This window comes from Pseudomonas sp. TE3899 (genome assembly GCF_056279105.1).
The window spans coordinates 286,765-312,159 of record NZ_JBWBQR010000001.1 but is presented as its reverse complement, the minus strand read 5'-3'; the positions used below and the strand labels follow the sequence as shown (position 1 = coordinate 312,159).

Sequence of the window (25,395 nt, the reverse complement as noted above, 5' to 3'; positions counted from 1 at the left end):
CATTGATTCCAATGAACCGCTTTGGCGCACAAGGTCACGACCTTTGCGCGGGTTTTGATTATTTGAGTTATGGTTTTGCTCAAATCACGCCCGGCAACAGCGCAACGGCGCAGGCTGACGCACCATGACATAGCAAAAGTTGTACCAGTCATTTGTACTGAACCTTCACCCAAGGCTCATACTCGAACGCATCAGAAGCCACTTACGGAGATCCACCCATGGCCAGCATCAAGGCAAAGACTGCTCAAGAAATCCTGATGAACGATTTTCAAACCCTGGTCAGCGACACCGAACGGTTGCTGGAACACACCAAATCCATCGCCGGCGATCAGGCCGATGAATTGCGTGACCAGATCCACGACAGCCTGCTGCGTGCCCGGGAAACCTTGAAACTGACTGAAGACTCCCTGCGCCAGCGCGGCCAGGCAGCCGTCACCGCGACCGAAGATTACGTCCAGGCCAACCCATGGCAATCGGTTGGGATCGCCGCGGGCGTGGGCTTCCTGATTGGCCTGCTGGCCACGCGGCGCTGATATGTCTATCGGCGAATCCGGCCCGTCCGCGACGGGCACAAGCGCTTCCTCGCGGCGGCTGGGTGCGGCATTTCTAGGGTTGCTGCACAGCCATGTCGAGTTGTTCGGCATCGAATTGCAGGAACAGAAAGCCCGCACCGTCAGCCTGTTGCTGTTTGCAGGCCTGGCGCTGGTGTTTGCCTTGCTGTTGCTGGTGGGGTTGTCGACGCTGGTGTTGATCCTGTTCTGGGACACCTATCGCCTGGCTGCGATCATCGGGCTGTGCGTGTTCTACACCCTGGCTGCGATTTTTTGCGGGATGCGGCTCAAAGCGGCCGTGTTCGATGAGTCCTCGCCCTTCCACGGTACTTTGGAAGAATTGGCCAACGACCGGGAGCGCCTGCTGCCATGAGCCTGCCCCAATTGCCTCACAACAGTTCGCGCACGGAAATGCGCAAGGCGCTGATCCGCTTGCGCATGGAAATGCACCGCCAGGAAATCCGCCAGGAATCCCGGCAACTGCTGCAACCCTTGCAGCGGGTGCGCGGGATGACGCAAAACCTGCAAGACGGTTTCGGCATCAAGCACGCTCCGCTCTGGGGCATGGCCGCCGTAACCCTGCTCGGTTTTCTGACCGGCAAGGGTGCCAAAAGCGGCGGCGTCAGCAGCGTGACGCGCCTGGTTCAGTTGGGCACCAGCCTCGGTCCGCTGATCAAACTGGTGATGCAGGGTTCCTCGCGTAAACCCTGATCACCCGTTATCTGGCTGCATTCTTGCAATAACACCGGGATGAACCTCTTTATCGAGGGGTTCCATCCTGCGTGCCTACCCGGCACCGGGTCTATCCAAAAACAAGACCTTACTAAGGAGGCCTCGTGATCGACGGGCAACCGCTCGCCTGCTTTCAGCCGTTCATTGATACCGCCACCGGCCGTATCGCCGGCGTCGAGGCACTGGGTCGACTGCGCCAGGCCGATGGTCAATTAACCTCGGTAGGGCCGCTGTTCGCCGACCCGCGAACTCCCGCCATTGCCCTGCGGCGCCTCGATCGGCAGATCCGTGATAACGCCCTGAGCCGTTTGCACGAAGCCCCTGCGGAATGGTTTCTGAGCCTGAACATGTCGCCGCGCTGGATCAGCCGCTTGCGCCCGGACCAGGCGCTGCCGAGTCTCAAGCAACTGGCCAAGCATGGGGTCGACCCGCAACGCATCGTCTTCGAGATCACCGAACTGGGCGGCGACAGCCAACGCCTGGCCGACGTCGTGGTGCGCTACCGCCAGGCCGGCGCACGGATCGCGATCGATGACTTCGGCGCCGGGTATTCGCAACTCGATCGCGTGCTGGCCCTGCAACCGGACATTCTCAAGCTCGACATGCGCCTGTTTCAGGCCGCCGCCCTGGGCGGACCGAGCAGCGAAGTGGTCAAGGCCCTGGCGCTGATGGCCGAGAAAACCGGGTGCTGGATCATTGCCGAAGGGGTGGAAACCGAAGCCCAGCTGAATTTCGCCCTGGAGTGCGGTTCGCGCTATGTGCAGGGTTTCCTGTTCGCCCGGGCGCAAACCGATTTCTTTGCCACCGACGCCTTCGTCGAACAGTTCGCGCAACTGCGCCAACGCTACGTGCAGCGCAAACTGATTGAACGCGGGCAATTGATGGTCATGCGCCGGCAACTCACCGAACTGATGGCGATCCTGCAACACTGGGCCCAGACCCGCGCGCCCCTCAGCGCCCTGCCACAGCTGGATGCTTTCCCCTGGTTGTTGCGCTTCTACCAATGCGACCGCCACGGCACGCAACTGACACCCAACCTGGAATGGCGCAACAACGCCTGGGAAGCCGACAACCGCTACCTGGGCCACAACTGGTCATGGCGGCCGTACTTCTATCACCTGTTGGCCGAGGGTTGGGATGAGCGACGGCTGACCCTTTCCACGACCTATCGCGATGCCACCAGCAACCAGTATTGCCTCACCGCCGGACAGTTTTTCGATAATGGCGAGCGCCTGCTGCTCATCGATATCGACGCCGCCGGGCTGTAGTTCTGCTTGCAGGCCTTGATGCGAGACAGGACACTGGCCCCATCAGTCCCTTGACGGAGAGAACCAGCCTTGGATTGGCAAACCCTGCTTACTCGCGAACGCCTCGGAAAGCCTGTGCACAGCCCGGAAGAACTCGGCCGCAGCCCTTTCCACAAAGACCACGACCGCATCATTTTCTCCGGTGCGTTCCGCCGCCTGGGGCGCAAGACCCAGGTCCATCCGGTGTCCAGCAACGATCATATCCACACGCGCCTGACCCACTCGCTGGAAGTCAGTTGTGTCGGCCGCTCCTTAGGCATGCGCGTCGGCGAAACCATCCGCAGCGCCCTGCCCGACTGGTGCGACCCGAGCGACCTGGGCATGGTCGTGCAATCGGCCTGCCTGGCCCATGACATCGGCAATCCACCGTTCGGTCACTCTGGTGAAGATGCGATCCGTCACTGGTTCCAGCAAGCCGCCGGACGGGGCTGGCTCGATGGCATGAGCGAGGTCGAACGCAATGACTTCCTCAACTTCGAAGGCAACGCCCAGGGCTTTCGCGTGCTCACGCAACTGGAATATCACCAGTTCGACGGCGGCACCCGACTGACTTACGCCACCCTCGGTACGTATTTGAAATACCCCTGGACCGCCAAGCACGCTGATTCCCTGGGCTACAAAAAGCACAAGTTCGGCTGCTACCAGAGCGAACTGCCGCTGCTGGAACAGATCGCGCACAAGCTCGGCCTGCCACAACTGGAAGACCAGCGCTGGGCGCGTCATCCGTTGGTGTACCTGATGGAAGCCGCCGATGACATCTGCTACGCGCTGATCGATCTTGAAGACGGCCTGGAGATGGACCTGCTGGAGTACGCCGAAGTCGAGTCCCTGCTGCTGGACCTGGTGGGTGATGATATTCCGCAGACCTATCGCCAGCTCGGCGCGCAGGATTCGCGTCGGCGCAAACTGGCCATCCTGCGCGGCAAAGCCATCGAACACCTGACCAACGCCGCCGCCCGCGCCTTTGTCGAGCAACAGGACGCGTTGCTGGCCGGCACGCTGCCCGGCGATCTGGTGGAGCACATGCACGGCCCGGCCAAGCGATGCGTGCTGAATGCCAAGGACATGGCGCGTAAAAAGATCTTCCAGGACAAGCGCAAAACGCTGCATGAAATCGGCGCCTACACCACGCTGGAAATCCTGCTCAACGCCTTCTGCGGCGCGGCGCTGGAACAGCACAACGGGCGCTCGCCGTCCTTCAAGAGCCGCCGGGTGTTGGACCTGTTGGGTAACAACGCGCCCGATCCCCACGGCCCGTTGCATACCTCGTTTCTGCGCATGATTGATTTCATCGCCGGCATGACCGACAGCTATGCCAGTGAGATGGCCCAGGAAATGACTGGCCGCTCGATCCACGGATAAAAACCTCAAGATCAGCCGTGTCAGACGCTTCTGACCGGCTGATTGAAGGCGCTCGCCCTTCAACGCCCTTTCAACAGCCGCTGAATCTCCCTACGCGCCGCGCTGAGCTGACTGATCGAATACCCGGCCGGCTCGCGCAATCATCAGGCGCTCACTGCTGGCGGCGTATTCCCTTTCATGCAAACCCCACTGTTCGACTTCGACTTGCACATCCTGCTGGTGGAAGACCACCCCTTTCAGTTGCGGGAAAAACGCGCGACTTTCTGATACGTCTCATACGCAATCAACTACTGCGCATTACTTACATACCAACCCTAATCAATTTCCGATTACACAATCAGAACTTTCACATTCCTTATGCAAAACCCAGTTTATACGTAGCCCCATTCTTTTTCATTTGTAGGAAAAGTCCTATATTGCCGCTACAGCCCCGTCCGTTCATGCGCCCTCACAATTAACTGAGCTAAGGTGCGCGCTTTATTCGCGCACGTATGGGACTTGATTATGAACTCCGTTTTTATTGTCGACGATCACCCCGTCATCCGCCTTGCCGTGCGGATGCTGCTGGAGCATGAGGGTTATAAAGTCGTGGGCGAAACCGATAATGGGGTCGATGCCATGCAGATGGTTCGTGAATGCATGCCCGACTTGATCATTCTTGACATCAGCATCCCCAAACTGGATGGACTGGAAGTTCTCGCCCGTTTCAATGCCATGAGCACACCGCTGAAAACCCTGGTGCTGACCGCGCAATGCCCGACACTGTTCGGCATTCGCTGCATGCAATCCGGTGCCTCGGGGTATGTGTGCAAACAGGAAGACCTCAGCGAACTGATGAGCGCCATCAAGGCCGTATTGTCAGGTTATAACTACTTCCCCAGCCAGGCCTTGAATCCCGTACGCCCGGATGATGTGCGTTATGCCGAACTTGAACTGTTCAAATCCGTCAACGATCGGGAATTGATGGTCTTGCAACTCTTCGCTCAAGGACGCACCAATAAGGAAATCGCCAAAGGCATGTTCCTGAGTAACAAGACAGTCAGTACTTACAAGAAACGCCTCATGCAAAAACTCAAGGCCAAATCCCTGGTAGCACTCATCGAGATGGCAAAACGTAACGCGTTAGTGTGAGAGACAGGATGCCCAGTCGCCTAAAGGACTATCTAATAACATTGAGTGCAGGTTTATGCCTGAGCGCCTCAGTTTGCGCAGCACCCACCGCCGTCGAGAACTACTCCCTGCTCAGCCGCTCAACGGGTGGACACCTGGAAGTCCAGCTGGATAAAACACAACGCCAATGGGCACAGAACAAACGCGAACTGATACTGGGCTCCTCCGCCCCGGACTATCCCCCTTTCGACCTGACCGTCAGTGGCCAGGACTATGAAGGTTTCACCGCTGACTATGCCGGGATCCTCGGGCAGGCCACGGGATTGCCGGTCAAGGTCCAGCGCTACGCTTCGCGCCAGGCCGCCATCAAGGCATTGCAACTGGGAGAGGTCGACCTGCTCGGCACGGCCAATGGCTTCGAAGCCCAAAACCCCGACATTGTGCTGTCTGCTCCCTATGCCGTGGATCGGCCGGTGCTGGTAACCCGCGAGGGCGAAACCCGATCGTTGACCGATGGCCTCGCCGGGCTGCGACTGAGCATGGTGTATCACTACCTGCCGCTGGAGGAAGTGAAGGCGCTGTACCCCAAGGCGCTCATCATCGACTACCCGTCCTACCAGAATGCAATCAATGCGGTGGCTTTCGACCAGGCGGACGTCTTCCTCGGCGACACCATTTCCACCCACTACATGATCAACAAGGGTTACCTGAACAACATCCGCATGGCCAACTTCGGTAAACACGAAGCACACGGTTTCAGCTTTGCGGTGCGCAAGGACAACCTGCAACTGCTGCAGATCGTCAATGCGATCCTCGCGGCCATCCCCACCAGCGAGCGAGACAACATCGCCAAACGCTGGAGTGCCGGCAGCGACATTCTGCTCACTGATCACAAGCTGCAACTGACCGACCGTGAGCAGCAGTGGCTGGTACAGCACCCGGTGGTGCGCGTGGTGGTCAACGAAGCGTTCGCGCCCCTGACGTTTTTCGACAGCGACGGCAATTTTCGTGGTGTCACCGCCGACCTCCTGGAGCTGATCAGGCTGCGTACCGGGTTGCGCTTCGAGATCCAGCGCAGCCGCGGCGACGATCAAATGATCGCGCGCATCAAAGACAATCAGGCCGACCTGATCGCCGCGCTGCTCCCCAGCGTTCAGCGCCAGACCCAGTTGAATTTCAGTCGCCCCTATCTGGAAAACTCCTTTGTGCTGGTGACCCGCAAGTCCGCCGACAGCGCGACCCACCTGGCGCAACTGCAAGGCAAACGCCTGGCCATCGCCCAGGGCAATCCGCTGATGGACTACTTGCGCAGCGAATTTCCACGGATTCACCTGATTGAAACGCCGGACACCTTTCATGCCGTGGAACTGCTCGCCGAGGGCCAGGTCGAGGGCGCCGTCAATTCATTGGTCATCGCCAACTACTTTATTTCGTCGCACATCTTTGAACACAAACTGCAGATCAGCACCACCATCGGTACCCGGCAAGCGGCGTTTTCCCTGGCCACGGCCCGGGGCGCCACGGAGCTGAGTTCGATCATCGACAAAGCGCTGCTGAGCATCGCCCCGGAAGAGCTGGGCGTGATCAACAGCCGCTGGCGTGGTTACTCGGCGGCCTCGGAAAAAACCTGGAACAACTTTCACCGGGTGTTCTATCAGATCGTCGCCGCCGCCAGTTTCCTGTTGCTGATTTCCATGGCCTGGAATGCCTGGATGCGGCGCCAGATCAACCAGCGCAAAGCAGCCGAGCGGGCGCTGAACGATCAGTTCGAGTTCATGCGCTCGCTGGTCAACGGCACGCCTCACCCGATTTACGTGCGTGACCGCCAGGGGCTGCTGAAAAGCTGCAACGACAGTTACCTGGAGGCGTTCCAGGCGAAACGCGAAGATGTGATCGGCAAAAACGTCATGCAGGGCAAGATGAGCAATGCCTTCGAAGCCCGGGAATATCAGGCTGACTATCAACGGGTCGTCGCCGAAGGCACACCGTTGATCCTTGATCGCCCGCTGCACATCGGCGGCCGTCGACTGACGATCTATCACTGGATTCTCCCCTACCGTGATTCGAGCGGTGAAGTGCAAGGCGTCATCGGTGGCTGGATCGACATCAGCGAACGGCGGCAATTGTTCGACAAGCTGCGGGCCGCCAAGGAACAGGCCGATGAGGCCAACCGGGCCAAGAGCACCTTCCTGGCGACCATGAGTCACGAAATCCGCACGCCGATGAACGCGGTGATCGGCATGCTTGAGCTGACCCTCAAGCGCATGGATCAGGGGCGCCAGGAGCGTTCCGCGATCGAAACCGCGTACAGCTCGGCGAAAGACTTGCTGGCCTTGATCGGTGACATTCTGGACATTGCCCGGATCGAATCCGGGCGCCTGAGCCTGAGCCCGGAGCGGGTCAATCCGGGCGAAATCGTCGCCTCGGTGGTGCGGATTTTCGACGGGCTGGCCCGGCAGAAAAATCTGCGCCTGCTGTTGGTCTTCAATCCGCCGCAACCGCCCGTCGATGTGCTGCTCGACCCACTGCGCTTCAAGCAGGTGCTGTCCAACCTGGTCAGCAACGCGATCAAATTTACGGAGCAAGGTGAGGTCAGGATTACCGTTGACCTGCTTGCGGGTGAAGAACCCGAACGAACGCAGCTGCAAGTGCAGGTCCAGGACAGCGGGGTCGGCATCAGCGAGAAGGACCAGCAGCGCCTGTTCGAGCCCTTTGCCCAGGTCGGCAACAGCGGACAGCTGGCCCGGGGCGGCGCGGGGCTTGGGCTGGTGATCAGTCGCAGCTTGTGCGAAATGATGGGCGGCAGCCTGCAACTGCGCAGCCAGCCCGGGGTAGGCACCCAGGTCAGCATTTCACTGTACCTGCCGACGCTGCCACCCAAGCAGGTGCCGGACCGGGTCGAGCCGGCCATCCCTGCCAGCGGCGCGTCCTTGAACGTGCTGGTGGTCGACGATCATCCCGCCAATCGCCTGCTCATGTGCCAGCAACTGGAATACCTGGGGCATCGGTTTACCGGCGCTGACGATGGCCGTGCGGGACTGGAAGCCTGGCAGCGCGAGCCCTTCGATCTGGTGGTGGTCGATTGCAACATGCCGATCATGAATGGCTACGACCTGGCCAGTACCATCCGCCAGCAGGAGCAGCAGGCCCAACGCTCGCCCTGCACCATCCTCGGCTTTACCGCCAATGCGCAGCCGGAGGAAATCCAGCGCTGCAAGCACGCCGGAATGAACGATTGCCTGTTCAAGCCCCTGAGCCTGACGGTATTGAGCCAATGGGTCGAAGGCATCAAGCCAGCGGTCCGTGAACAGGCATTCAATCTGGAAGGGCTGGCGCTGTTGACCGGCGGCAACCCGGAAATGGCCCGGCGCCTGCTGGACGAGCTGCTAAGCAGCAACCGCCTGGATCGCCAGGAGCTGCTGGGCTTATCCGGACTTGGGGACCGCCAGGCACTGGTGGACGTCGCGCATAAAATCAAAGGTGCGGCCCGCATCGCCCAGGCGTGCCGATTGATCGATTGTTGCCAGGCCCTTGAGCAAGCCTGCCACGACGCAGCACCCGCGGATGACATCGCCCACTGCATAAAAACCATGAACCAGGTCATGCTCGAACTGGAGCAAGCATTACTGCACCAGATACGCTGCAACGACAACGGCAAAACGGTGACGCCTTAACTATGCTTGGACGCTGAGCAGTGCGTTAATCACTATGGAGAGAACCGTAATGCCCAGCCCACTGCGCCCGGATCGACGCCGGTTCCCCTTGCACGTGCATATCAGCGTCATGTTTACCTTCCTGTTGCTGTTGACCGGTGTGGTGCTGGGCATTTTCAACTACAGGCAAACCACGCAGATCATTCTTTCGAGCAGTGAAAAGCTCTTCGAGCGCATCGATCAGGATGTACGCCTGGACCTGCAGGCCACCTATGAACCGATTCGCCACCTGCTGAGCCTGCTGGCCGAGACCCCGGCCACCCAGGCCCCGAACCTTGAGCTGCGCCTGGCGCTGCTCAAACCGTTCAGCCAATCGCTCCAGGACAACCCCAACCTGGCCTCGCTGTACCTGGGCTACGCCAATGGCGACTTCTTCATGGTGCGTCCGCTGCGCACCGAGGCGTTGAAGGCGCTGCTCAAGGCCCCGGACATGGCGGCCTATCAGGTGTGGAGCATCGAGCACCCCGCCAGCGGTACTGCGGTCGTCTCGCAATCCCTTTTCTACGATCAGGCCCTGAACCTCATCAGTCGCCAGGACATGCCCGACGAAACCTATGACCCGCGAACCCGCGCCTGGTTTACCAGCGCTCGGGCGGAGGCGGACCAGATCACCACCGAACCCTACGTTTTTTTCTCCACCCACAACGTCGGCACCACCCTGGCCCGACGCAGCGGCGACGGTGCGGTGATGGCCGCGGACCTGACCCTGGCCGAACTTTGCGCCACCCTGGCCAAACACGTGGTGACCCCCAGCACCGAGATCGTGCTCTTCGATGCCGAGGGCAATGCCATTGCCTACCCGGACAGCGGCAAACTGATCATCGACGACCAGACCGCCCGCCTCGGCAAAGCCGCAGACTTGAATCCGGCCCTCGCTGCCCTGCTGGCCAGCCCGGCGGCAGGTAATCGTCTGGACGTCGCCGGCCGGCAGTGGATCGTCGCCCGCAGCCACATGCCGGAAGGAGGGCCCCAGGGTTTGCAAATGGCACTGCTGGTGCCCGAGGATGAATTGCTCGTCGATGCCTACCGCATGCGCTGGCAAGGGGCGCTGATTACCCTGGCCACCTTGCTGCTGTGCCTGCCGATGGGCTGGCTGACCTCGCGCATCCTGGTCAAGCCGCTGCGTGCGCTGGTGAAAGAAGCTGATGCGATTCGCAGTTTCGATTTCAACTTTCCCGTCAGCCGCCGCTCGCCGGTATTAGAGGTCGATCAATTGAGCCTGTCGATGGCGCGAATGAAGGACACCCTCGGCAGTTTTTTCCAGATCACCGACAGCCTGTGCGCTGAAACCCGCTTCGCGCCGCTGCTGCAACGGGTGCTGTTTGAAACCGTGAAAATCGCCCAGGCCCAGGCTGGCCTGATCTACCTGCGCGAAGGTGACGGCGAGCGCATCGAACCCCAAGGCCTGATCATCAATGGCACTTCCCACCCCTTGCCGTCGTTCGACCTTCAAGGCCACGAACTGCAGAACCCGCAGAACCCGGCGTGGCTGCAACAGCTGGCGAATGCGGACAATGTGGTCGCCAACCTCGGCTATGAACACGCGGGGGATTTGCAGAAAGTCTTGCTCGCCATGCAGAGCCCGCGGGTGCACCTGATCGGCATTCGCCTGCGCAACCGGCATAACGAGACGGTTGGTCTGCTGATACTGCTGCTGGCCGACAGCGGCAACCAAAGCGACCTGGAAAAACTGCGCCCGGATCGCATCGCCTTTCTGCAAGCGGTGTCCGGCGCGGCGGCGGTGAGTATCGAAAGCCAGCGTCTGCAAGCCAAGCAAAAACAGCTGCTCGACGCCTTCATTCAACTGCTGGCCGGTGCGATCGACGCCAAAAGCCCCTACACCGGCGGCCATTGCCAGCGCGTACCGGCGCTGACCCTGATGCTCGCCCAGGCTGCGGCGGCCAGCCAGGACCCGGCGTTCAGCGGCTACCACCCCACCGAAGATGAGTGGGAAGCCTTGCACATTGCGGCCTGGCTGCACGATTGCGGCAAGGTCACCACGCCCGAATATGTGGTCGACAAGGCCACCAAACTGGAAACCCTGAACGATCGCATCCACGAGATCCGCACCCGTTTCGAAGTGCTCAAGCGCGATGCCTGGATCAACTACTGGCAGGCCATCGCCATGGGTGGCGACGAGCAGCACCTGGCCGAATTGCGCAACGCCAACATCGCCGGTCTGGACGATGACTTCGCCTTTATCGCTCGCTGCAATCTGGGTGGCGAGGCAATGGCCGAGGCCGACCTCCAGCGCCTGAATGTGATCGCCCAACGGACCTGGACCCGAACCCTGGATGATCGATTGGGGGTTTCCTGGGAAGAGAACCGGCGTCAGGCGCGCACCCTGGCGCCGACGCTACCGGTCAGTGAACCGCTGCTGGCGGACAAACCCGAACATCTGCTGGAACGCGCCGAAGGCGAACTGATCCCGCCAGACAATCCCTGGGGCTTCAAACTCGATGTGCCGCCGCACAAATACAATCGCGGCGAGCTGTACAACCTGAGCATTGCCCGCGGCACCCTGACCCGCGAAGAGCGCTACATCATCAATCACCACATGGTGCAGACGATCCTGATGCTCAGCCACCTGCCCTTCCCCGGCCACCTCAACAACGTCGCGGAAATCGCTGGCGGCCACCACGAAAAAATGGACGGCACCGGTTATCCCAAACGGTTGAAGCGCGAAGACATGAGCCTGCCGGCGCGGATGATGGCGATTGCCGATATTTTCGAGGCGCTGACCGCAGCCGATCGCCCCTACAAGAAAGCCAAGTCCTTGAGCGAAGCGCTGGGCATCATGGCGACGATGTGCCGTGATGCCCATATCGACCCTGAGTTGTTCGGGCTGTTTATCAACGAACAGATTTACCGGCAATACGCCGAGCAGTTCCTCGACCCGAAACAGATCGATGCCGTGGACCCGGCAAGCCTGCTGGTCAAGGCAGGCTTGCGGGCGTGATCAGCAATCGGTCAGGCGCAGGAAAATCGCGGCCAACTGTTCGATGCCGGCCTGGTCGTCGGCAGTGAAACGCGCCAGTTTCGGGCTGTCCAGGTCCAGCACGCCGATCAGTCGGCCGTCCTTGACCAGTGGCACCACCAGCTCGCTGTTCGAGGCGCTGTCGCAGGCGATATGCCCGGGAAACGCGTGCACATCCTCGACCAATTGGGTTTGCAAGGTAGCGGCTGCCGCCCCGCACACGCCCCGACCGAACGGAATTCGCACGCAGGCGATCTGGCCCTGGAACGGACCCAGCACCAGTTCTTCATTGCGATTGAGGTAGAAACCGGCCCAGTTCAGGTCATCGAGCTGGTTGTACAGAAACGCGGAAAACTGCGCGGCGTTGGCGATGAAATCCCGCTCGTCCGCCAGCAAGGATTCCAGTTGCGCCCACAGCATGCCGTAGCCTTCGAGGCCCTGGCCGCTTTGTTTTAAATCGATCATGCCTTGTGCTCCAACAGCTTTAACCCAACCCAATAACGCGCAAATTGATAGGCGCAACGGCCATTGCGATTGCCCCGGCCAGTAGCCCAGCGGACGGCGAGAATGTCGAGTTCCTCGTTGCGTTGCCAGGCCAGGCCGGCCTTGTCGGCCAGTTGCCCGATCCAGTGCTCGACCACATTAAGGAAGTGTTCTTGAGTGAACGGATAAAACGACAGCCACAGCCCGAATCGATCCGACAACGCGATTTTGTCTTCCACGGCCTCGCTGGGATGCAGTTCGCCGTCAACGCGTTTCCAGTTTTCGTTATCGCTTTCCTTTTCCGGCACCAGGTGGCGACGGTTGGACGTGGCGTACAGCAGCACGTTGTCCGGCGCCTGTTCGAGAGAGCCGTCGAGCACGCTTTTGAGTACGCGGTAATCGCCTTCGCCGGATTCGAACGACAGGTCATCGCAGAACAGCACAAAACGCTGGGGCAGCTTGGCGACCTGCTCGACGATACGCGGCAAGTCCGCCAGGTGATCGCGCTCGATCTCGATCAGGCGCAAACCGGCCGCGTGATGTTCGGCCAGCAACGCGCGAACCAGCGACGATTTGCCGGTACCCCGCGAGCCCCAGAGCAACGCGTGGTTGGCCGGCATGCCGTCGATGAATTGTTGGGTATTGCGCCCCAGTTGCTCCACCTGGCGGTCGACACCGATCAGGTCGGTCAAGCGGGTGTCGAGGCTGACTTGCAGCGGCAACAGGAAACCGCTGCGGCCCTCACGCTGCCAGCGCGCGGCCAGGCAATGCACCCAGTCGATGGTTTGCCGAGGGGCCGGCAGCAGGGGTTCGATACGGGCCAGAACGGCATCGGCGCGTTCAAGAAAAGCATTCAATCGGGAATCCACGTCTTCTCCTCGGGCACGTTTCACAGTAATGATGGTGATACGGCAACTTACATCAACCGGCCCCCTCAAACTGGGGCGGTGCGGGAACATCGGTATCCATGCATGATCGACTATGCTTGAGCAGCGAAGGGAAACGGAAGTGGTTCAACACCCCATGGATATCAAGTTCACCCACCGGCTTTCATACAAACAAGCTCGGCTCACTGTGCTGGTCGGTTTCATACTGGGCACCTTGCTCAGTCTGGTGCAAATAGGCATCGATTATGCCAGCGAAGACGCCTCCATCAACCGTGAAATACTGTCTTTGCTGGAAATCAGCCACAACCCGGCCTCACGCATCGCCTACAACATCGATGCCGAGCTCGCCCAGGAACTGACCATGGGCCTGCTACGCTCGCCCGCGATCATCAGCGCGCAATTGACCGACAACAACAATACCGTGCTCGCCAGCGTCAAACGCCAGGGCCAGCAGGACGGTTATCGGCTGATCAGCGACTTCCTGTTTGGCGCCAACCGCCAGTTCGAAGACCGCCTCTACCTCGACCACTTGCCTGCCGAATCCCTCGGCACCTTGCAACTGGAGGTCGACACCTATGCCTTCGGCAGCCGTTTCCTGCGCCGGGCCGAAGTGACGCTGCTCAACGGGTTCGCCCGCAGCCTGATCCTGACCGGGATCCTGCTGGCGTTGTTCTACGTAATGCTGACCAAGCCACTGGTGCGGGTTATCCGCGAACTCAGCGGCCGTGATCCGCGCAGCGCGGAACCGACGTGGCTGGAGTACCCGGCGGGTCATGAAAACGATGAAATCGGCGTGTTGGTCAAGGTCGCCAATCAACAGTTCGAAAACATCGCCACCGAAATCCAGCAACGACGCAACGCCGAAAATCGCCTGACCGATTACCTCGGGCAACTGGAAAATATCGTCTCGGCCCGCACTGCCGAACTCAAGGCGATCAACACCCGGCTCAGCCAATCCAACGAGGAACTGGAAGTCGCCCGCCGGACGGCCCTGGACATGGCCGAAGCACGCTCGGCGTTCCTGGCCAACATGAGCCATGAAATCCGCACGCCGCTCAATGGCCTGCTGGGGATGATCGCGCTCTCGCTCGATGGACCGCTGAATGCCGAACAACAGCAACAGCTGTCCATCGCCCATGACTCGGGCAAGGTGTTGGTGGAGTTGCTCAACGATATTCTCGACCTGTCGAAATTCGATGCCGGCCAACTGGAGCTCGAACACATTCCGTTCGACCTCGGCTCGCTGATCGAGGACACCGCCAACCTGCTGTCGCAGAACGCCGCGCCCAGCGTCGAACTGGCCTGCCTGATCGATCCGCAGTTTCCGGCCCTGGTGCTGGGCGACCCGACCCGGGTCAGGCAGATTGTCAGCAACCTGCTGTCCAACGCGCTCAAGTTCACCCGTTTCGGGCGGGTCGATGTGCGGCTGTCCACCTTTGAGGACGGCGTGCGCATCGAGGTCTGCGACACCGGCATCGGCATCGCCCAGGACGCCCAGGTGAAAATCTTCCAGCCCTTCACCCAGGCCGGCGCCGGCATTACCCGGCAATTCGGCGGCACCGGGCTGGGGCTGGCGCTGACGTTCAACCTCTGCGAAGCCATGCAGGGACGGTTGACGATCAGTTCCGAAGCCGGGTTCGGCAGCCAGTTCTGCGCTGACCTGCCGTTGCCCGCCCACACCCGCGCCATCGCGCCGCAGCCGTTGCAAGGCAAGGTCATCGCCATTACGGCCGCCAGCAGTGGCCTGGCGGAACTGTTGAAAGGGTTGTTACCGTTATGGGGGCTCGACTATCAGCAGCGCTCCATCGAGGATTCCTTGCTCGGCCTGGAACCGGATGTGTTGATCACTGACTGCCCGGAATGCCTGTTCGGCCTGCGTACCACGCTCAGCGCACCGATCCTGCTGGTCACCGCTTATGGCAGTTTCATGCCCAGCGAAGAAGCCGCGGCCCTGGCGCCGTTGCAGCAACAGGCGCGGCCATTGGCACGTAACGCGCTCTATCAGACATTGCGCCGGATCCTGCAACCGGACACCAGCACAATCAACGACGCCCGCCTCGACGCCCTCACCCCTCAACGCCGCGGTCGGGTGTTGCTGGTGGAGGACAACCCGGTCAATCAATTGGTGGCCAAGGGCATGCTCGGCAAACTCGGTTGCGAGGTGATTGTCGCGGCTCACGGTGCCGAAGCCCTGGATCAGCTGGAGCTGAGTGAATTCGATCTGGTACTGATGGACTGCAACATGCCGGTGATGGACGGCTACGAGGCCAGTCGGCACATCCGCCGCAGCGGGCGCTGGCCGCAGCTGCCGATTGTCGCCCTGACCGCCAACGCCATGTCCGAAGAACGCGAGCGCTGCCGTGCGGCGGGCATGAGCGACTACCTGGCCAAACCCTTCCGCCGGGAAGAACTGGCCGCCCTGCTCGACTTGTGGATACCGACTACGACAGTGCTTTGATCTGCCCCAACAGCTGATCAAGGCCCTCGCGCAGTTCATTCAAGTGATTGAGATCAACGCCGCTGTCGCAGAGCAGGCGCGCCTTGAGCGGCCCGACCTGCTCGCGCAAGGCCAGGCCGGCTGGCGTCAGGCTCAGGTGCACCTCACGCTCATCCCGCGCCGAACGCTGGCGCTGGACCAGTTGCAGCTGCTCAAGCCGTTTAAGCAACGGCGTGAGCGTGCCGGAATCCAGCGCCAGGCGTTCACCCAGGGCTTTGACGGTTGGCTGCTGCGGAGCCGCTTCCTGCCATTCCCACAACACCAGCATCGCCAGGTATTGCGGGTAGGTCAGGCCGAGCTGATCGAGCATCGGCTTGTAGCCTCGAATCACCGCCCGGGAAGCGGCATACAGCTTGAAGCACAGTTGGCTGTCGAGCTTCAGCGAATCGGCGGACACGCTGTTCATTTGAGCAGGGCTTCAATCTCGGCGCTCAGGTCCTGCGGCTTGGTGGCCGGGGCGAAGCGCTTGACCAACTGGCCGTCCTTGCCGATCAGGAACTTGGTGAAGTTCCACTTGATGCCTTGGGAACCCAACAGGCCCGGTGCGCGCTTTTTCAGTTGCACGAACAGCGGATGGGCGTCGGAACCGTTGACATCGATCTTTTTGAACAGCGGGAAGCTGACGCCGTAGTTCAACTCGCAGAACTCGGATATCGCCCCTTCATTGCCCGGCTCTTGCTTGCCGAACTGGTTGCAGGGGAAGCCGAGCACCACCAGCCCTTGATCCTTGTAGGTCTGCCACAGCGCTTCCAGACCTTTGTACTGTGGGGTGAAGCCGCATTTGCTGGCGGTATTGACCACCAACACGGCTTTGCCGGCGAAGTCGGACAGGGTTTTCTGTTCACCCTTGATGGTGGTCACCGGGATACTCAGCAGGTTGTCGCTCATGGTTCGGGCTCCAGAGGATGGAAGAAGCGTTGAACATAGCGAGCAATTGAATTGTGTGCAATTTAATAAATCAATAGAACCCACGCCAATCCCTGTACCTGTACCTGTACCTGTAGGAGCGAAGCTTGCTCGCGAAAGCGTCGGATCAGTCAACATCATTGTTGAATGTTAAGACGCCATCGCGAGCAAGCTTTGCTCCTACACCAGGGGGATTCGGGGTTATTCGCGGGGAACCAGGTCCAGGCACACCGAGTTGATGCAATAACGCAAACCGGTCGGTGGCGGGCCATCCGGGAACACATGGCCCAGGTGCGCATCGCACTTGGCGCAGACCACTTCGGTGCGGATCATGCCGTGGCTGACGTCGCGGATCTCGACCATCGCACTGTCGCCGATCGGCGCGTAGAAGCTCGGCCAGCCGCAGCCGGAATCGAACTTGGTCCTGGAATCGAACAACGGCTCGTTGCAGCAGATGCAGTGGTAAACGCCGTCGACCTTGCTGTCGTTGTACTTGCCGGAGAACGGACGCTCAGTGCCCTTGAGGCGGCAAACGTTGTACTGCTCCGGGTCGAGCATCGCCTTCCATTCTTCCAGGGTTTTATCCAACTTTTCCATCGTCACACCTCAGCAGCTGAAAAAGCCCGATCTGTACCTTTTCCAAGGATCGGGCGGCACGTATGATTGCGCCTCGTCAAACGCCAGTCTGGCAGCCAGACACCGCGCATTCAAACGGATTATGAGTGTCGCCATCGCAGGCGTCAGGCCTGTGTGAATACGCAGGATTCCCAGTACGGTCGTTCACACGCCGCCTGGATCGTTCATTTTCGGGAACACATCGCCATGCAGGTCAGCAAATCGAACAAGCTCGCCAACGTCTGCTACGACATTCGCGGCCCAGTGCTCAAGCACGCCAAACGCCTGGAAGAGGAAGGCCATCGCATCCTCAAGCTGAACATCGGCAACCCGGCGCCCTTTGGTTTCGAAGCGCCGGATGAAATCCTCCAGGACGTGATCCGCAACCTGCCGACCGCCCAGGGCTACAGCGATTCCAAAGGCCTGTTCAGCGCGCGTAAAGCCGTGATGCAGTACTACCAGCAGAAGCAGGTCGAAGGCGTCGGCATCGAAGACATCTACCTGGGTAACGGCGTTTCCGAGCTGATCGTGATGTCGATGCAGGCCCTGCTCAACAACGGCGACGAAGTGCTGGTGCCGGCCCCCGACTATCCGCTGTGGACCGCCGCGGTCAGCCTGGCCGGCGGCAACCCGGTGCATTACCTGTGCGATGAAGGCGCCGACTGGTTCCCGGACCTGGCCGACATCAAGGCCAAGATCACACCGAACACCAAGGCGCTGGTGATCATCAACCCGAACAACCCGACTGGCGCGGTGTATTCGAAGGAAGTGCTGCTGGGCATGCTCGAACTGGCCCGCTCGCACAACCTGGTGGTGTTCTCCGACGAAATCTACGACAAGATCCTCTACGACGACGCCGTGCACATCTGCACTGCGTCCCTGGCGCCGGACCTGCTGTGCCTGACCTTCAACGGTCTGTCCAAGTCCTACCGCGTGGCCGGTTTCCGTTCCGGCTGGATCGCCATTTCCGGGCCGAAACACCACGCCCAGAGCTACATCGAAGGCATCGACATGCTGGCGAACATGCGCCTGTGTGCCAACGTACCGAGCCAGCACGCGATCCAGACCGCACTCGGCGGCTACCAGAGCATCAATGACCTGGTGTTGCCGCAAGGTCGCTTGCTGGAACAGCGTAATCGCACCTGGGAATTGCTCAACGATATCCCGGGCGTGAGCTGCGTCAAGCCGATGGGCGCGTTGTATGCCTTCCCGCGCATCGACCCGAAAGTCTGCCCGATCCACAACGACGAGAAGTTCGTGCTCGACCTGCTGCTGTCCGAGAAGCTGTTGGTGGTGCAAGGCACGGCGTTCAACTGGCCGTGGCCGGATCACTTCCGCGTGGTCACCCTGCCCCGCGTCGACGAACTGGATCAGGCCATCGGCCGGATCGGCAACTTCCTCAAGACTTACCGCCAGTAAGCTGACGGACACCGTGCGACTCGGTTCCGGGTCGCACGGTGATTGATTCAGCAACACATCTCTACACCCTGTCGGCCATCCTGGCCGTCATCCCTGCCTGCTGACCGATTTCCTGCTCGCGTCTAACAAAGACGGGGGCCGCGTCGTCCATCGACTGACAACCACGTCCTGCATCAGCGTCGGAAATTGCCTGCACGCGGCTAAACTGTTGCTGTAGGACACAGTTTGAAATAGTCACTCGGTTGAATAGCACGGTGCAGCACCTTATATACCCCGCAGTACGCTACATCTTAAGCATGAGGAGATTTCTACAACCATGATGCGCATTCTGCTGTTTTTGGCCACTAACCTGGCGGTCGTGCTGATTGCCAGCATCACCCTGAGCCTTTTCGGCTTCAACGGGTTCATGGCGGCCAACGGGGTTGATCTGAACCTCAATCAGCTGCTGATTTTCTGTGCGGTCTTTGGTTTCGCCGGCTCGCTGTTCTCGCTGTTCATCTCCAAGTGGATGGCGAAGATGAGCACCAGTACCCAAATCATCACCCAGCCGCGCACCCGTCACGAGCAATGGCTGCTGCAAACGGTCGAACAACTGTCGCGCGAAGCCGGGATCAAGATGCCCGAAGTCGGGATTTTCCCGGCCTACGAGGCCAACGCCTTCGCCACCGGCTGGAACAAGAACGACGCGCTGGTCGCGGTCAGCCAGGGCCTGCTCGAGCGGTTCTCGCCGGATGAAGTCAAAGCCGTGCTGGCCCACGAGATCGGTCACGTGGCCAATGGCGACATGGTCACCCTGGCGCTGATCCAGGGCGTGGTGAACACCTTCGTAATGTTCTTCGCGCGGATCATCGGCAATTTTGTCGACAAGGTGATCTTCAAGAACGAAGAAGGCCAGGGCATCGCCTACTACGTGGCGACCATCATCGCCGAACTGGTGCTGGGTATCCTCGCCAGCTCGATCGTCATGTGGTTCTCGCGCAAACGCGAGTTCCGTGCCGACGAAGCCGGCGCACGCCTGGCCGGTACCAGCGCAATGATCGGCGCCCTGCAGCGCCTGCGGGCCGAACAAGGGATGCCGGTGCACATGCCGGACACCCTGACCGCATTCGGCATCAACGGTGGCATCAAACAGGGCTTCGCCCGCATGTTCATGAGCCACCCGCCGCTGGAAGAGCGTATTGACGCGTTGCGTCGCCGGGGCTGATAGCCCTACGCAGAAACACGAAGGGGCGATCGATTGATCGCCCCTTTTTTGTGTCTACTGCTTTTTGAATCAACTCACCAAGCGATACACCCGCTCTTCAAGCCGCGTCACACCGCTTTCGATAAACTTCCAGCTCTCGCCCAGCACATCCTGATCTTCCAGAATCTTCAATTTCCAGGCTGCCCCGAACAACCGCTGCACTTCATCGTCCAGTACGGCAAACGGCGGTCCGTCCTTTTGTGCCTGCTCGTAATCCAGGGTAATCAACAGCCCCAGGGAGTCCTTCGGCACAATCCGCTTCAGATGCTCGGCGTATTGCTCACGCATCTTCGGTGGCAAGGCGATCAACGCCGCGCGGTCATACAGCGCGCTGCAATCGGCAACATCACCGGCGGTCAGGGCGAAGAAATCACCACACCAGATTTCGATCGAGCCGGCGCGATAGACCGTGAACGGGCCCTGGTCGCTCACGTCCGGGTCAAATTGATGCTCGTGGAAAAAGTCCTCCACGGCCTTTTCCGACAATTCGATGCCCAATACCTCGTGACCGCATTTTGCCAGCCATAGCAGGTCCAGGCTTTTGCCACATAACGGCACCAGTACGCGCGCGCCCTCTTCCAGGCCCAGTTGCGGCCAGTACCGTTGCAGATATGGATTCACTTCCGGCAGGTGAAAGCCGATCTGATTCGACGTCCACCGCTTGTGCCAAAACTCCGGCTGCATAATTAATCCCGAAAATTCGATCAAAAGACCCTAAAACTTATATTAGATTTAGATCAATGATCTGACTGAAGATGACGCCATCTTACCCCTCAGGAGCTCTTTCATGTTCCCCAGCCTCTACATATCCCATGGTTCGCCGATGTTGGCACTGGAACCGGGCGCCAGCGGTCCCGCCCTGGCGCGCCTGGCGGCAGAAATGCCCAGGCCAAAAGCCATCGTGATTGTGTCTGCGCATTGGGAAAGTAATGAGCTATTGGTCAGCGGAAACCCCCAGCCAGAAACCTGGCATGACTTCGGCGGCTTCCCGAAGGCGCTGTTTGAGGTGCAATACCCGGCGCCGGGCGATCCGCAACTGGCGGCCGAGGTGGTCGAGCTGCTCAAGGCGAATGACCTGCCGGCGCGCATCGATGCCAAGCGCCCGTTCGATCACGGGGTGTGGGTGCCGCTGTCATTGATGTACCCCCAGGCCGACATCCCGGTGGTGCAAGTCTCACTGCCAACCCGTGGCGGCCCGGCCCTGCAAACCCGTGTCGGCCATGCGCTGGCCAGCCTGCGCGAGCACGGCGTGCTGTTGATCGGCTCTGGCAGCATCACCCACAACCTGCGTGAACTGGACTGGCATGCCGGCCCGGAAAGTGTCGAGCCGTGGGCCAAGGCCTTTCGCGACTGGATGATTGAAAAGCTTGCCGCCAACGATGAAGCCGCATTGCACGATTATCGTCAGCAAGCGCCAAACGCGGTGCGCAATCATCCGAGTGATGAGCACTTGCTGCCGTTGTACTTTGCCCGCGGGGCCGGGGGCGAATTCGGGATTGCGCACCAGGGGTTCACCATGGGTGCCTTGGGCATGGATATTTACCGCTTTGGTTAACTGATCGTTCCTACGCTCTGCGTGGGAACGATCAGGCAAAAAAAATCCCCGAACCAGTCGGGGATTTTTTATGTGCGATCAATCAGCTCAAGAGCGGATTAATCTTCGCGATAGCGACGCAGCTTCAACTGCTTGCCAGCAACGCGAGTGTCCTTCAGTTTGGTCAGGAGTTTTTCCAGACCATCTTCCGGCAGCTCGACGAGGCTGAAGCTGTCACGCACCTGGATGCGACCGATGGCTTCACGAGCCAAACCGCCTTCATTCAGGATAGCGCCCAGCAGGTTCTTGGCAGCGATGCCATCACGCGCGCCCAGCGCGGTACGGCAACGAGCACGGCCTTCGGCCAATGGAACCGGAGCGCGACGCTCACGATCACCACGGTCCGGACGATCACCGGTGCGCTCTGGACGATCGCCACGCGGTGCGTTGTTCGGCACCAGTGGACGTTCCTTCTCGATCGCAGCCAGGGTCAGCGCCTGAGCGTTGGTGGCTTTGCGCAGCAGTGCAGCGGCCAGGGCACGCGGGGTGCAACCGATGTCGGCGGTCAGGCGATCGAGCAGATCACCGTGAGTCGATTCGGCATCAGCCACCAGTGGCGACAGGCTGTTGGTCAGTTTCTTGATGCGGGCATCAAGAACAGCTTGTGCGTCCGGCAGGCGAACTTCGGCAACCTTTTGACCGGTTACACGCTCGATCACTTGCAGCATGCGGCGCTCACGTGGAGTCACCAGCAGCAGTGCACGACCTTCGCGACCGGCACGGCCAGTACGGCCGATACGGTGAACGTAGGATTCCGGGTCGTACGGCATGTCAACGTTGAACACGTGAGTGATGCGCGGAACGTCCAGGCCACGGGCGGCAACGTCGGTCGCCACAACGATGTCCAGACGGCCATCCTTGAGGGATTCGATCACGCGCTCACGTTGGTTCTGAGCAATGTCACCGTTCAGCGCAGCGGCTTTGTAGCCTTTGGCTTCCAGGGCACTGGCCAGGTCCAGGGTCGCTTGCTTGGTGCGCACGAACATGATCAGGGCATCGAAGTCTTCGACTTCCAGCAGGCTCAATACAGCCGAGGTCTTCTGGTCAGCGTGAACCAACAGGTGAGCCTGTTCGATCGCGGTAACGGTCTGAGTCTTGGTCTGGATCTTCACGTGCTGCGGATCACGCAGGTGACGCTCGGCGATCGCACGGATCGACTGCGGCAGGGTCGCCGAGAACAATACGGTCTGACGGGTCGGTGGCAGAGCCTTGAAGATAACTTCGAGGTCGTCCATGAAACCCAGTTTGAGCATTTCGTCCGCTTCGTCCAGAACCAGGTGGTTCACGGTCGACAGGACTTTTTCGTCACGACGCAGGTGGTCGCACAGACGACCCGGAGTGGCGACAACGATCTGTGCGCCATTACGGATTGCTTTCAGTTGTGGGCCCATCGGGGCGCCGCCGTAAACGGCCACAACGGTAACGCCCGGCATTTGCTTGGCGTAGGTTTCGAAAGCGGTTGCTACTTGCAGCGCCAACTCACGGGTTGGCGCCAGGATCAGGGCTTGCGGCTCGCGCTTGGCAGGATCGATGCGATGCAGGATTGGCAGAGCGAACGCGGCGGTTTTACCAGTACCGGTTTGCGCCTGGCCAATCATGTCGTGGCCGGCCATGATGATCGGGATCGATTGCTGCTGAATAGCCGAAGGTTCTTCGTAGCCAGTCGCGATGACGGCTGCAAGAATATTCGGATTAAGATTAAAAGCGGCGAAGCCGCCGGTTTCCTGGGTCATGGGTCTGCCTCTAAGTGCATCCGCAAAGACCCATGCTCCAAAGCTGCGCATGCCGTGTAAGACTCAAGAGTCGCCCTGGCTGCTTTGTCGGCGGGGATTTGCGAAAACGAATGAATGAAAAAGATTCGTCAAGGAAGAGTCCGCTGTGCGGACGTGCAGCCGAAGCTGACTTCGGGGAATTGCGCTACCTAAACGCGGCCCGGTTAAAGGCCGGCGCGCACTATACCGGAATTCGCCCAAAAAGGGAGCATTATTTGTCGGAAAACTGACGCATACGCCGTTGTGTCACACGCTTTGCGGATAATCGTGCAACGGTCTATTTTTCAAAGGCCCGGCCCTGCTGGCGATGGCGCTAAAACGGTTCACCCTGATGACCCGGACCTTCGGTCTGGCACCCCCTTCCCGCCCGAGGAAATACCTCATGAATCAGCCTGCTTCCAGTCGTGTCAGCCGCGAACGACGTGGTCATGTGTTGTTGCTGGGCCTGGACCGGGTCGCCAAGCGCAACGCCTTCGACCTCGATCTGCTCAACGACCTGAGCCTGGCCTACGGCGAGTTCGAAGCCGACAACGAGGCGCGGGTCGCGGTGGTGTTCGGCCACGGCGAGCATTTCACCGCCGGGCTCGACCTGATCAATGCCAGTTCCGCACTCGCCGAAGGCTGGCAGGCACCGCCCGGCGGCTGCGATCCGTGGGGCGTTTTCGCCGGACCGAGGGTGAGCAAACCGGTGATCGTCGCCGCGCAAGGTTATTGCCTGACCATCGGCATCGAGCTGATGCTGGCCGCCGACATCAACCTGTGTGCCAGCAATACCCGATTTGCCCAGATGGAAGTGCAGCGCGGGATCTTTCCGTTTGGCGGCGCCACCCTGCGTTTGCATCAGGTGGCCGGCTGGGGCAACGCCATGCGCTGGCTGCTGACCGGTGATGAGTTTGATGCCCATGACGCGTTGCACCTGGGGTTGGTGCAAGAAGTGATGGCCAGCGAGGATCTGCTGCCGAGGGCAATTGAACTGGCAGAACGCATTGCCCGGCAGGCACCGCTGGGGGTCCAGGCAACATTGATGTCGGCCAGACAGGCGCGTTATGAGGGAGAAACCGCGGCGGCGCAGGCGTTACCGGCGATGGTGAAGAAGTTGTTGAACAGTGAGGATGCCAAGGAGGGGGTGCGGTCGATGGTCGAGAAGCGGCCCGGCGTATTCAAAGGCTGCTGACACTCAACCTGTGGCGAGGGGGCTTGCCCCCGTTCGGCTGCGCAGCAGTCGCAGTTGCGGCAAACGCGGTGTACCTGACGGAACCCGTTGCAGCATTTAGGGCCGCTTCGCAGCCCAACGGGGGCAAGCCCCCTCGCCACAGTGACCCCGCCGGCCTTCACGTCGCCGGCCGAATCGCCTTGATCAACGACAACAACGAATACCCCAACCGCGGCGCCAGCCCTTCGGCTCGGGCGATCAAGCCGTCCATGTCCAGTTCCTGATCCAGCTCCGACGGCACGATCAGGATCACGTTGCCCTCCTTCACCGGCAGTTCCCAGTAATGCCGGTGATAGAGCCCGCGAAACAACGCCGCGCCCAGGGGTTTGCCGTCATCGGTGGCCCATTGGTTGATCACCAGCCAGCCCCCCGGATTCAAGCGTTTCTGACAGTTTTCGAGAAAGCTCCAGGCCAGATGCCCGACACCCGGCCCGACATCGGTATAGAGGTCGACGAAAATCAGGTCCGCCGGCTCAGCCGTCTCCAGCAAGTCCAGCGCATCGCCGACGCGGATATACAGCCGGGGATCATCATCCAGCCCCAGGTATTCGATGGCCAGGCGCGGCACGTCGGGGCGCAGCTCAATCGCTTCGACGTCTTCCAGCGGCAGGAACTTGAGGCAAGCCTGGGTCAGCGTGCCGGCGCCAAGGCCGAGGAACAGCGCGCTTTCCGGCTGTTCATGGCACAGCGCACCAATCAGCATGGCGCGGGTGTAGTCGTATTCCAGCCAGCTCGGGTCAGCAGTGAACACGCAGCTTTGCTCGATGGCATCGCCGAATTCGAGAAAACGGTAATCGGCCACTTCCAGCACGCGAATCACGCCGAACTCATCCTGTACCTCGGCGAGCAGATGCTCGACGCGCTCCTCAGTCATTTCGTCTCCTGATCGTCACCGATGCCGGCAACGCGACAAGCCGCCACATGAAGCGGCAAAGGCGCGATTGTCCGCGAAGCGACGGGAACAGGTCACGCACTAATTGCTGATAACATAAGCGCCCGTGCGTAAACACTAGA

Annotated in this window: 21 protein-coding genes; 13 read left to right on the top strand and 8 right to left on the bottom strand. The window is 60.3% G+C overall.

Features of this window, described 5'->3' with window-relative positions:
- Positions 1 to 218 precede the first annotated feature (218 nt).
- The 8 genes from ACZ89E_RS01505 to ACZ89E_RS01470 all read left to right on the top strand — a co-directional run bounded on the left by ACZ89E_RS01505 (position 219) and on the right by ACZ89E_RS01470 (position 11,734).
- Positions 219 to 533, top strand: coding sequence for an ElaB/YgaM/YqjD family protein (locus ACZ89E_RS01505; RefSeq protein WP_133838233.1), 315 nt, complete (start codon positions 219 to 221; stop codon positions 531 to 533).
- A 1-nt stretch (position 534) separates the two neighbouring features.
- Entirely contained in the window at positions 535 to 924 is a 390-nt protein-coding gene (locus ACZ89E_RS01500; protein WP_133838234.1) for a phage holin family protein, read from the top strand.
- Positions 921 to 1,262: a hypothetical protein gene (locus ACZ89E_RS01495; protein ID WP_149660148.1), complete on the top strand. Its 342-nt coding sequence runs from the start codon at positions 921 to 923 to the stop codon at positions 1,260 to 1,262. The genes ACZ89E_RS01500 and ACZ89E_RS01495 overlap by 4 nt, the downstream gene beginning before the upstream one ends.
- Positions 1,263 to 1,387: 125 nt before the next feature.
- Positions 1,388 to 2,551, top strand: a complete 1,164-nt coding sequence (locus ACZ89E_RS01490; RefSeq protein ID WP_463258076.1) for an EAL domain-containing protein — start codon at positions 1,388 to 1,390, stop codon at positions 2,549 to 2,551.
- Between the two features lie 69 nt (positions 2,552 to 2,620).
- Entirely contained in the window at positions 2,621 to 3,952 is a 1,332-nt protein-coding gene (locus tag ACZ89E_RS01485) for a deoxyguanosinetriphosphate triphosphohydrolase (RefSeq protein WP_149660146.1), read from the top strand.
- Between the two features lie 504 nt (positions 3,953 to 4,456).
- On the top strand, positions 4,457 to 5,083 hold the full coding sequence (locus tag ACZ89E_RS01480) for a response regulator transcription factor (RefSeq protein WP_123510288.1): 627 nt from the start codon (positions 4,457 to 4,459) through the stop codon (positions 5,081 to 5,083).
- A gap of 8 nt (positions 5,084 to 5,091) precedes the next feature.
- Positions 5,092 to 8,736 carry a transporter substrate-binding domain-containing protein gene (locus tag ACZ89E_RS01475; RefSeq protein WP_476254683.1) on the top strand — a complete coding sequence of 1,215 codons (3,645 nt, stop codon included), beginning with the start codon at positions 5,092 to 5,094 and terminating at the stop codon, positions 8,734 to 8,736.
- A gap of 49 nt (positions 8,737 to 8,785) precedes the next feature.
- The gene (locus tag ACZ89E_RS01470) at positions 8,786 to 11,734 is read left to right on the top strand and encodes an HD domain-containing phosphohydrolase (RefSeq protein WP_476254682.1); all 2,949 of its coding nucleotides are present in this window, start codon (positions 8,786 to 8,788) and stop codon (positions 11,732 to 11,734) included.
- On the opposite strand, the gene ACZ89E_RS01465 is transcribed toward ACZ89E_RS01470, so the two are convergent.
- Together ACZ89E_RS01465 and ACZ89E_RS01460 are read right to left on the bottom strand one after the other, a co-directional pair.
- The gene (locus ACZ89E_RS01465) at positions 11,735 to 12,217 is read right to left on the bottom strand and encodes a GAF domain-containing protein (RefSeq protein ID WP_149660143.1); all 483 of its coding nucleotides are present in this window, start codon (positions 12,215 to 12,217) and stop codon (positions 11,735 to 11,737) included.
- Positions 12,214 to 13,104 carry an ATP-binding protein gene (locus ACZ89E_RS01460; RefSeq protein WP_149660142.1) on the bottom strand — a complete coding sequence of 297 codons (891 nt, stop codon included), beginning with the start codon at positions 13,102 to 13,104 and terminating at the stop codon, positions 12,214 to 12,216. Before ACZ89E_RS01460 ends, ACZ89E_RS01465 begins: the two co-directional genes overlap by 4 nt.
- A gap of 154 nt (positions 13,105 to 13,258) precedes the next feature.
- On the opposite strand from ACZ89E_RS01460, the gene ACZ89E_RS01455 reads away from it, so the two are divergent.
- Complete coding sequence (locus ACZ89E_RS01455; protein ID WP_149660141.1) at positions 13,259 to 15,580, top strand: hybrid sensor histidine kinase/response regulator; 2,322 nt, start codon at positions 13,259 to 13,261, stop codon at positions 15,578 to 15,580.
- On the opposite strand, the gene ACZ89E_RS01450 is transcribed toward ACZ89E_RS01455, so the two are convergent.
- The 3 genes from ACZ89E_RS01450 to msrB all read right to left on the bottom strand — a co-directional run bounded on the left by ACZ89E_RS01450 (position 15,564) and on the right by msrB (position 17,122).
- The gene (locus tag ACZ89E_RS01450; RefSeq protein WP_463258080.1) at positions 15,564 to 16,025 is read right to left on the bottom strand and encodes a MarR family winged helix-turn-helix transcriptional regulator; all 462 of its coding nucleotides are present in this window, start codon (positions 16,023 to 16,025) and stop codon (positions 15,564 to 15,566) included. The genes ACZ89E_RS01455 and ACZ89E_RS01450 overlap by 17 nt on opposite strands.
- Complete coding sequence (locus ACZ89E_RS01445) at positions 16,022 to 16,507, bottom strand: glutathione peroxidase (RefSeq protein WP_149660139.1); 486 nt, start codon at positions 16,505 to 16,507, stop codon at positions 16,022 to 16,024. Before ACZ89E_RS01445 ends, ACZ89E_RS01450 begins: the two co-directional genes overlap by 4 nt.
- A 219-nt stretch (positions 16,508 to 16,726) precedes the next feature.
- Entirely contained in the window at positions 16,727 to 17,122 is a 396-nt protein-coding gene (gene msrB / locus ACZ89E_RS01440; protein WP_463258081.1) for a peptide-methionine (R)-S-oxide reductase MsrB, read from the bottom strand.
- A gap of 225 nt (positions 17,123 to 17,347) precedes the next feature.
- Here msrB and ACZ89E_RS01435 point away from each other — a divergent pair, with 225 nt between their 5' ends.
- Together ACZ89E_RS01435 and htpX are read left to right on the top strand one after the other, a co-directional pair.
- Positions 17,348 to 18,559 (top strand): pyridoxal phosphate-dependent aminotransferase, encoded by a 1,212-nt coding sequence (locus ACZ89E_RS01435; RefSeq protein ID WP_054052048.1) that lies wholly within the window; start codon positions 17,348 to 17,350, stop codon positions 18,557 to 18,559.
- Between the two features lie 316 nt (positions 18,560 to 18,875).
- Positions 18,876 to 19,763, top strand: a complete 888-nt coding sequence (gene htpX, locus ACZ89E_RS01430) for a protease HtpX (RefSeq protein WP_149660137.1) — start codon at positions 18,876 to 18,878, stop codon at positions 19,761 to 19,763.
- Positions 19,764 to 19,832: 69 nt separating this feature from the next.
- On the opposite strand, the gene ACZ89E_RS01425 is transcribed toward htpX, so the two are convergent.
- Positions 19,833 to 20,486 (bottom strand): thiopurine S-methyltransferase, encoded by a 654-nt coding sequence (locus ACZ89E_RS01425; protein WP_149660136.1) that lies wholly within the window; start codon positions 20,484 to 20,486, stop codon positions 19,833 to 19,835.
- A 103-nt stretch (positions 20,487 to 20,589) separates the two neighbouring features.
- Here ACZ89E_RS01425 and ACZ89E_RS01420 point away from each other — a divergent pair, with 103 nt between their 5' ends.
- Positions 20,590 to 21,357, top strand: coding sequence for a DODA-type extradiol aromatic ring-opening family dioxygenase (locus ACZ89E_RS01420; protein WP_463258082.1), 768 nt, complete (start codon positions 20,590 to 20,592; stop codon positions 21,355 to 21,357).
- Positions 21,358 to 21,455: 98 nt separating this feature from the next.
- Here the strand turns inward: ACZ89E_RS01420 and ACZ89E_RS01415 are convergent, their stop codons facing one another.
- The gene (locus ACZ89E_RS01415) at positions 21,456 to 23,129 is read right to left on the bottom strand and encodes a DEAD/DEAH box helicase (RefSeq protein ID WP_054052043.1); all 1,674 of its coding nucleotides are present in this window, start codon (positions 23,127 to 23,129) and stop codon (positions 21,456 to 21,458) included.
- A 421-nt stretch (positions 23,130 to 23,550) separates the two neighbouring features.
- On the opposite strand from ACZ89E_RS01415, the gene ACZ89E_RS01410 reads away from it, so the two are divergent.
- A complete protein-coding gene (locus ACZ89E_RS01410) occupies positions 23,551 to 24,342 on the top strand; it encodes a crotonase/enoyl-CoA hydratase family protein (RefSeq protein ID WP_476254681.1) in 792 nt (263 codons plus the stop codon).
- A gap of 157 nt (positions 24,343 to 24,499) precedes the next feature.
- On the opposite strand, the gene ACZ89E_RS01405 is transcribed toward ACZ89E_RS01410, so the two are convergent.
- Complete coding sequence (locus ACZ89E_RS01405) at positions 24,500 to 25,255, bottom strand: spermidine synthase (protein WP_149660133.1); 756 nt, start codon at positions 25,253 to 25,255, stop codon at positions 24,500 to 24,502.
- Between the last annotated feature and the right edge of the window lie 140 nt (positions 25,256 to 25,395).

Excerpts from the sequence above, each read along its gene's own strand:
- ACZ89E_RS01505 (WP_133838233.1), top strand. The coding sequence starts at position 219 with ATGGCCAGCATCAAGGCAAAGACTGCTCAAGAAATCCTGATGAACGAT.
- ACZ89E_RS01500 (WP_133838234.1), top strand. The coding sequence starts at position 535 with ATGTCTATCGGCGAATCCGGCCCGTCCGCGACGGGCACAAGCGCTTCC.
- ACZ89E_RS01495 (WP_149660148.1), top strand. The coding sequence starts at position 921 with ATGAGCCTGCCCCAATTGCCTCACAACAGTTCGCGCACGGAAATGCGC.
- ACZ89E_RS01480 (WP_123510288.1), top strand. The coding sequence starts at position 4,457 with ATGAACTCCGTTTTTATTGTCGACGATCACCCCGTCATCCGCCTTGCC.
- ACZ89E_RS01475 (WP_476254683.1), top strand. The coding sequence starts at position 5,092 with ATGCCCAGTCGCCTAAAGGACTATCTAATAACATTGAGTGCAGGTTTA.
- ACZ89E_RS01470 (WP_476254682.1), top strand. The coding sequence starts at position 8,786 with ATGCCCAGCCCACTGCGCCCGGATCGACGCCGGTTCCCCTTGCACGTG.
- ACZ89E_RS01465 (WP_149660143.1), bottom strand. The coding sequence starts at position 12,217 with ATGATCGATTTAAAACAAAGCGGCCAGGGCCTCGAAGGCTACGGCATG.
- ACZ89E_RS01455 (WP_149660141.1), top strand. The coding sequence starts at position 13,259 with ATGGATATCAAGTTCACCCACCGGCTTTCATACAAACAAGCTCGGCTC.
- ACZ89E_RS01450 (WP_463258080.1), bottom strand. The coding sequence starts at position 16,025 with ATGAACAGCGTGTCCGCCGATTCGCTGAAGCTCGACAGCCAACTGTGC.
- ACZ89E_RS01445 (WP_149660139.1), bottom strand. The coding sequence starts at position 16,507 with ATGAGCGACAACCTGCTGAGTATCCCGGTGACCACCATCAAGGGTGAA.
- msrB (WP_463258081.1), bottom strand. The coding sequence starts at position 17,122 with ATGGAAAAGTTGGATAAAACCCTGGAAGAATGGAAGGCGATGCTCGAC.
- ACZ89E_RS01435 (WP_054052048.1), top strand. The coding sequence starts at position 17,348 with ATGCAGGTCAGCAAATCGAACAAGCTCGCCAACGTCTGCTACGACATT.
- htpX (WP_149660137.1), top strand. The coding sequence starts at position 18,876 with ATGATGCGCATTCTGCTGTTTTTGGCCACTAACCTGGCGGTCGTGCTG.
- ACZ89E_RS01425 (WP_149660136.1), bottom strand. The coding sequence starts at position 20,486 with ATGCAGCCGGAGTTTTGGCACAAGCGGTGGACGTCGAATCAGATCGGC.
- ACZ89E_RS01420 (WP_463258082.1), top strand. The coding sequence starts at position 20,590 with ATGTTCCCCAGCCTCTACATATCCCATGGTTCGCCGATGTTGGCACTG.
- ACZ89E_RS01415 (WP_054052043.1), bottom strand. The coding sequence starts at position 23,129 with ATGACCCAGGAAACCGGCGGCTTCGCCGCTTTTAATCTTAATCCGAAT.
- ACZ89E_RS01410 (WP_476254681.1), top strand. The coding sequence starts at position 23,551 with ATGAATCAGCCTGCTTCCAGTCGTGTCAGCCGCGAACGACGTGGTCAT.
- ACZ89E_RS01405 (WP_149660133.1), bottom strand. The coding sequence starts at position 25,255 with ATGACTGAGGAGCGCGTCGAGCATCTGCTCGCCGAGGTACAGGATGAG.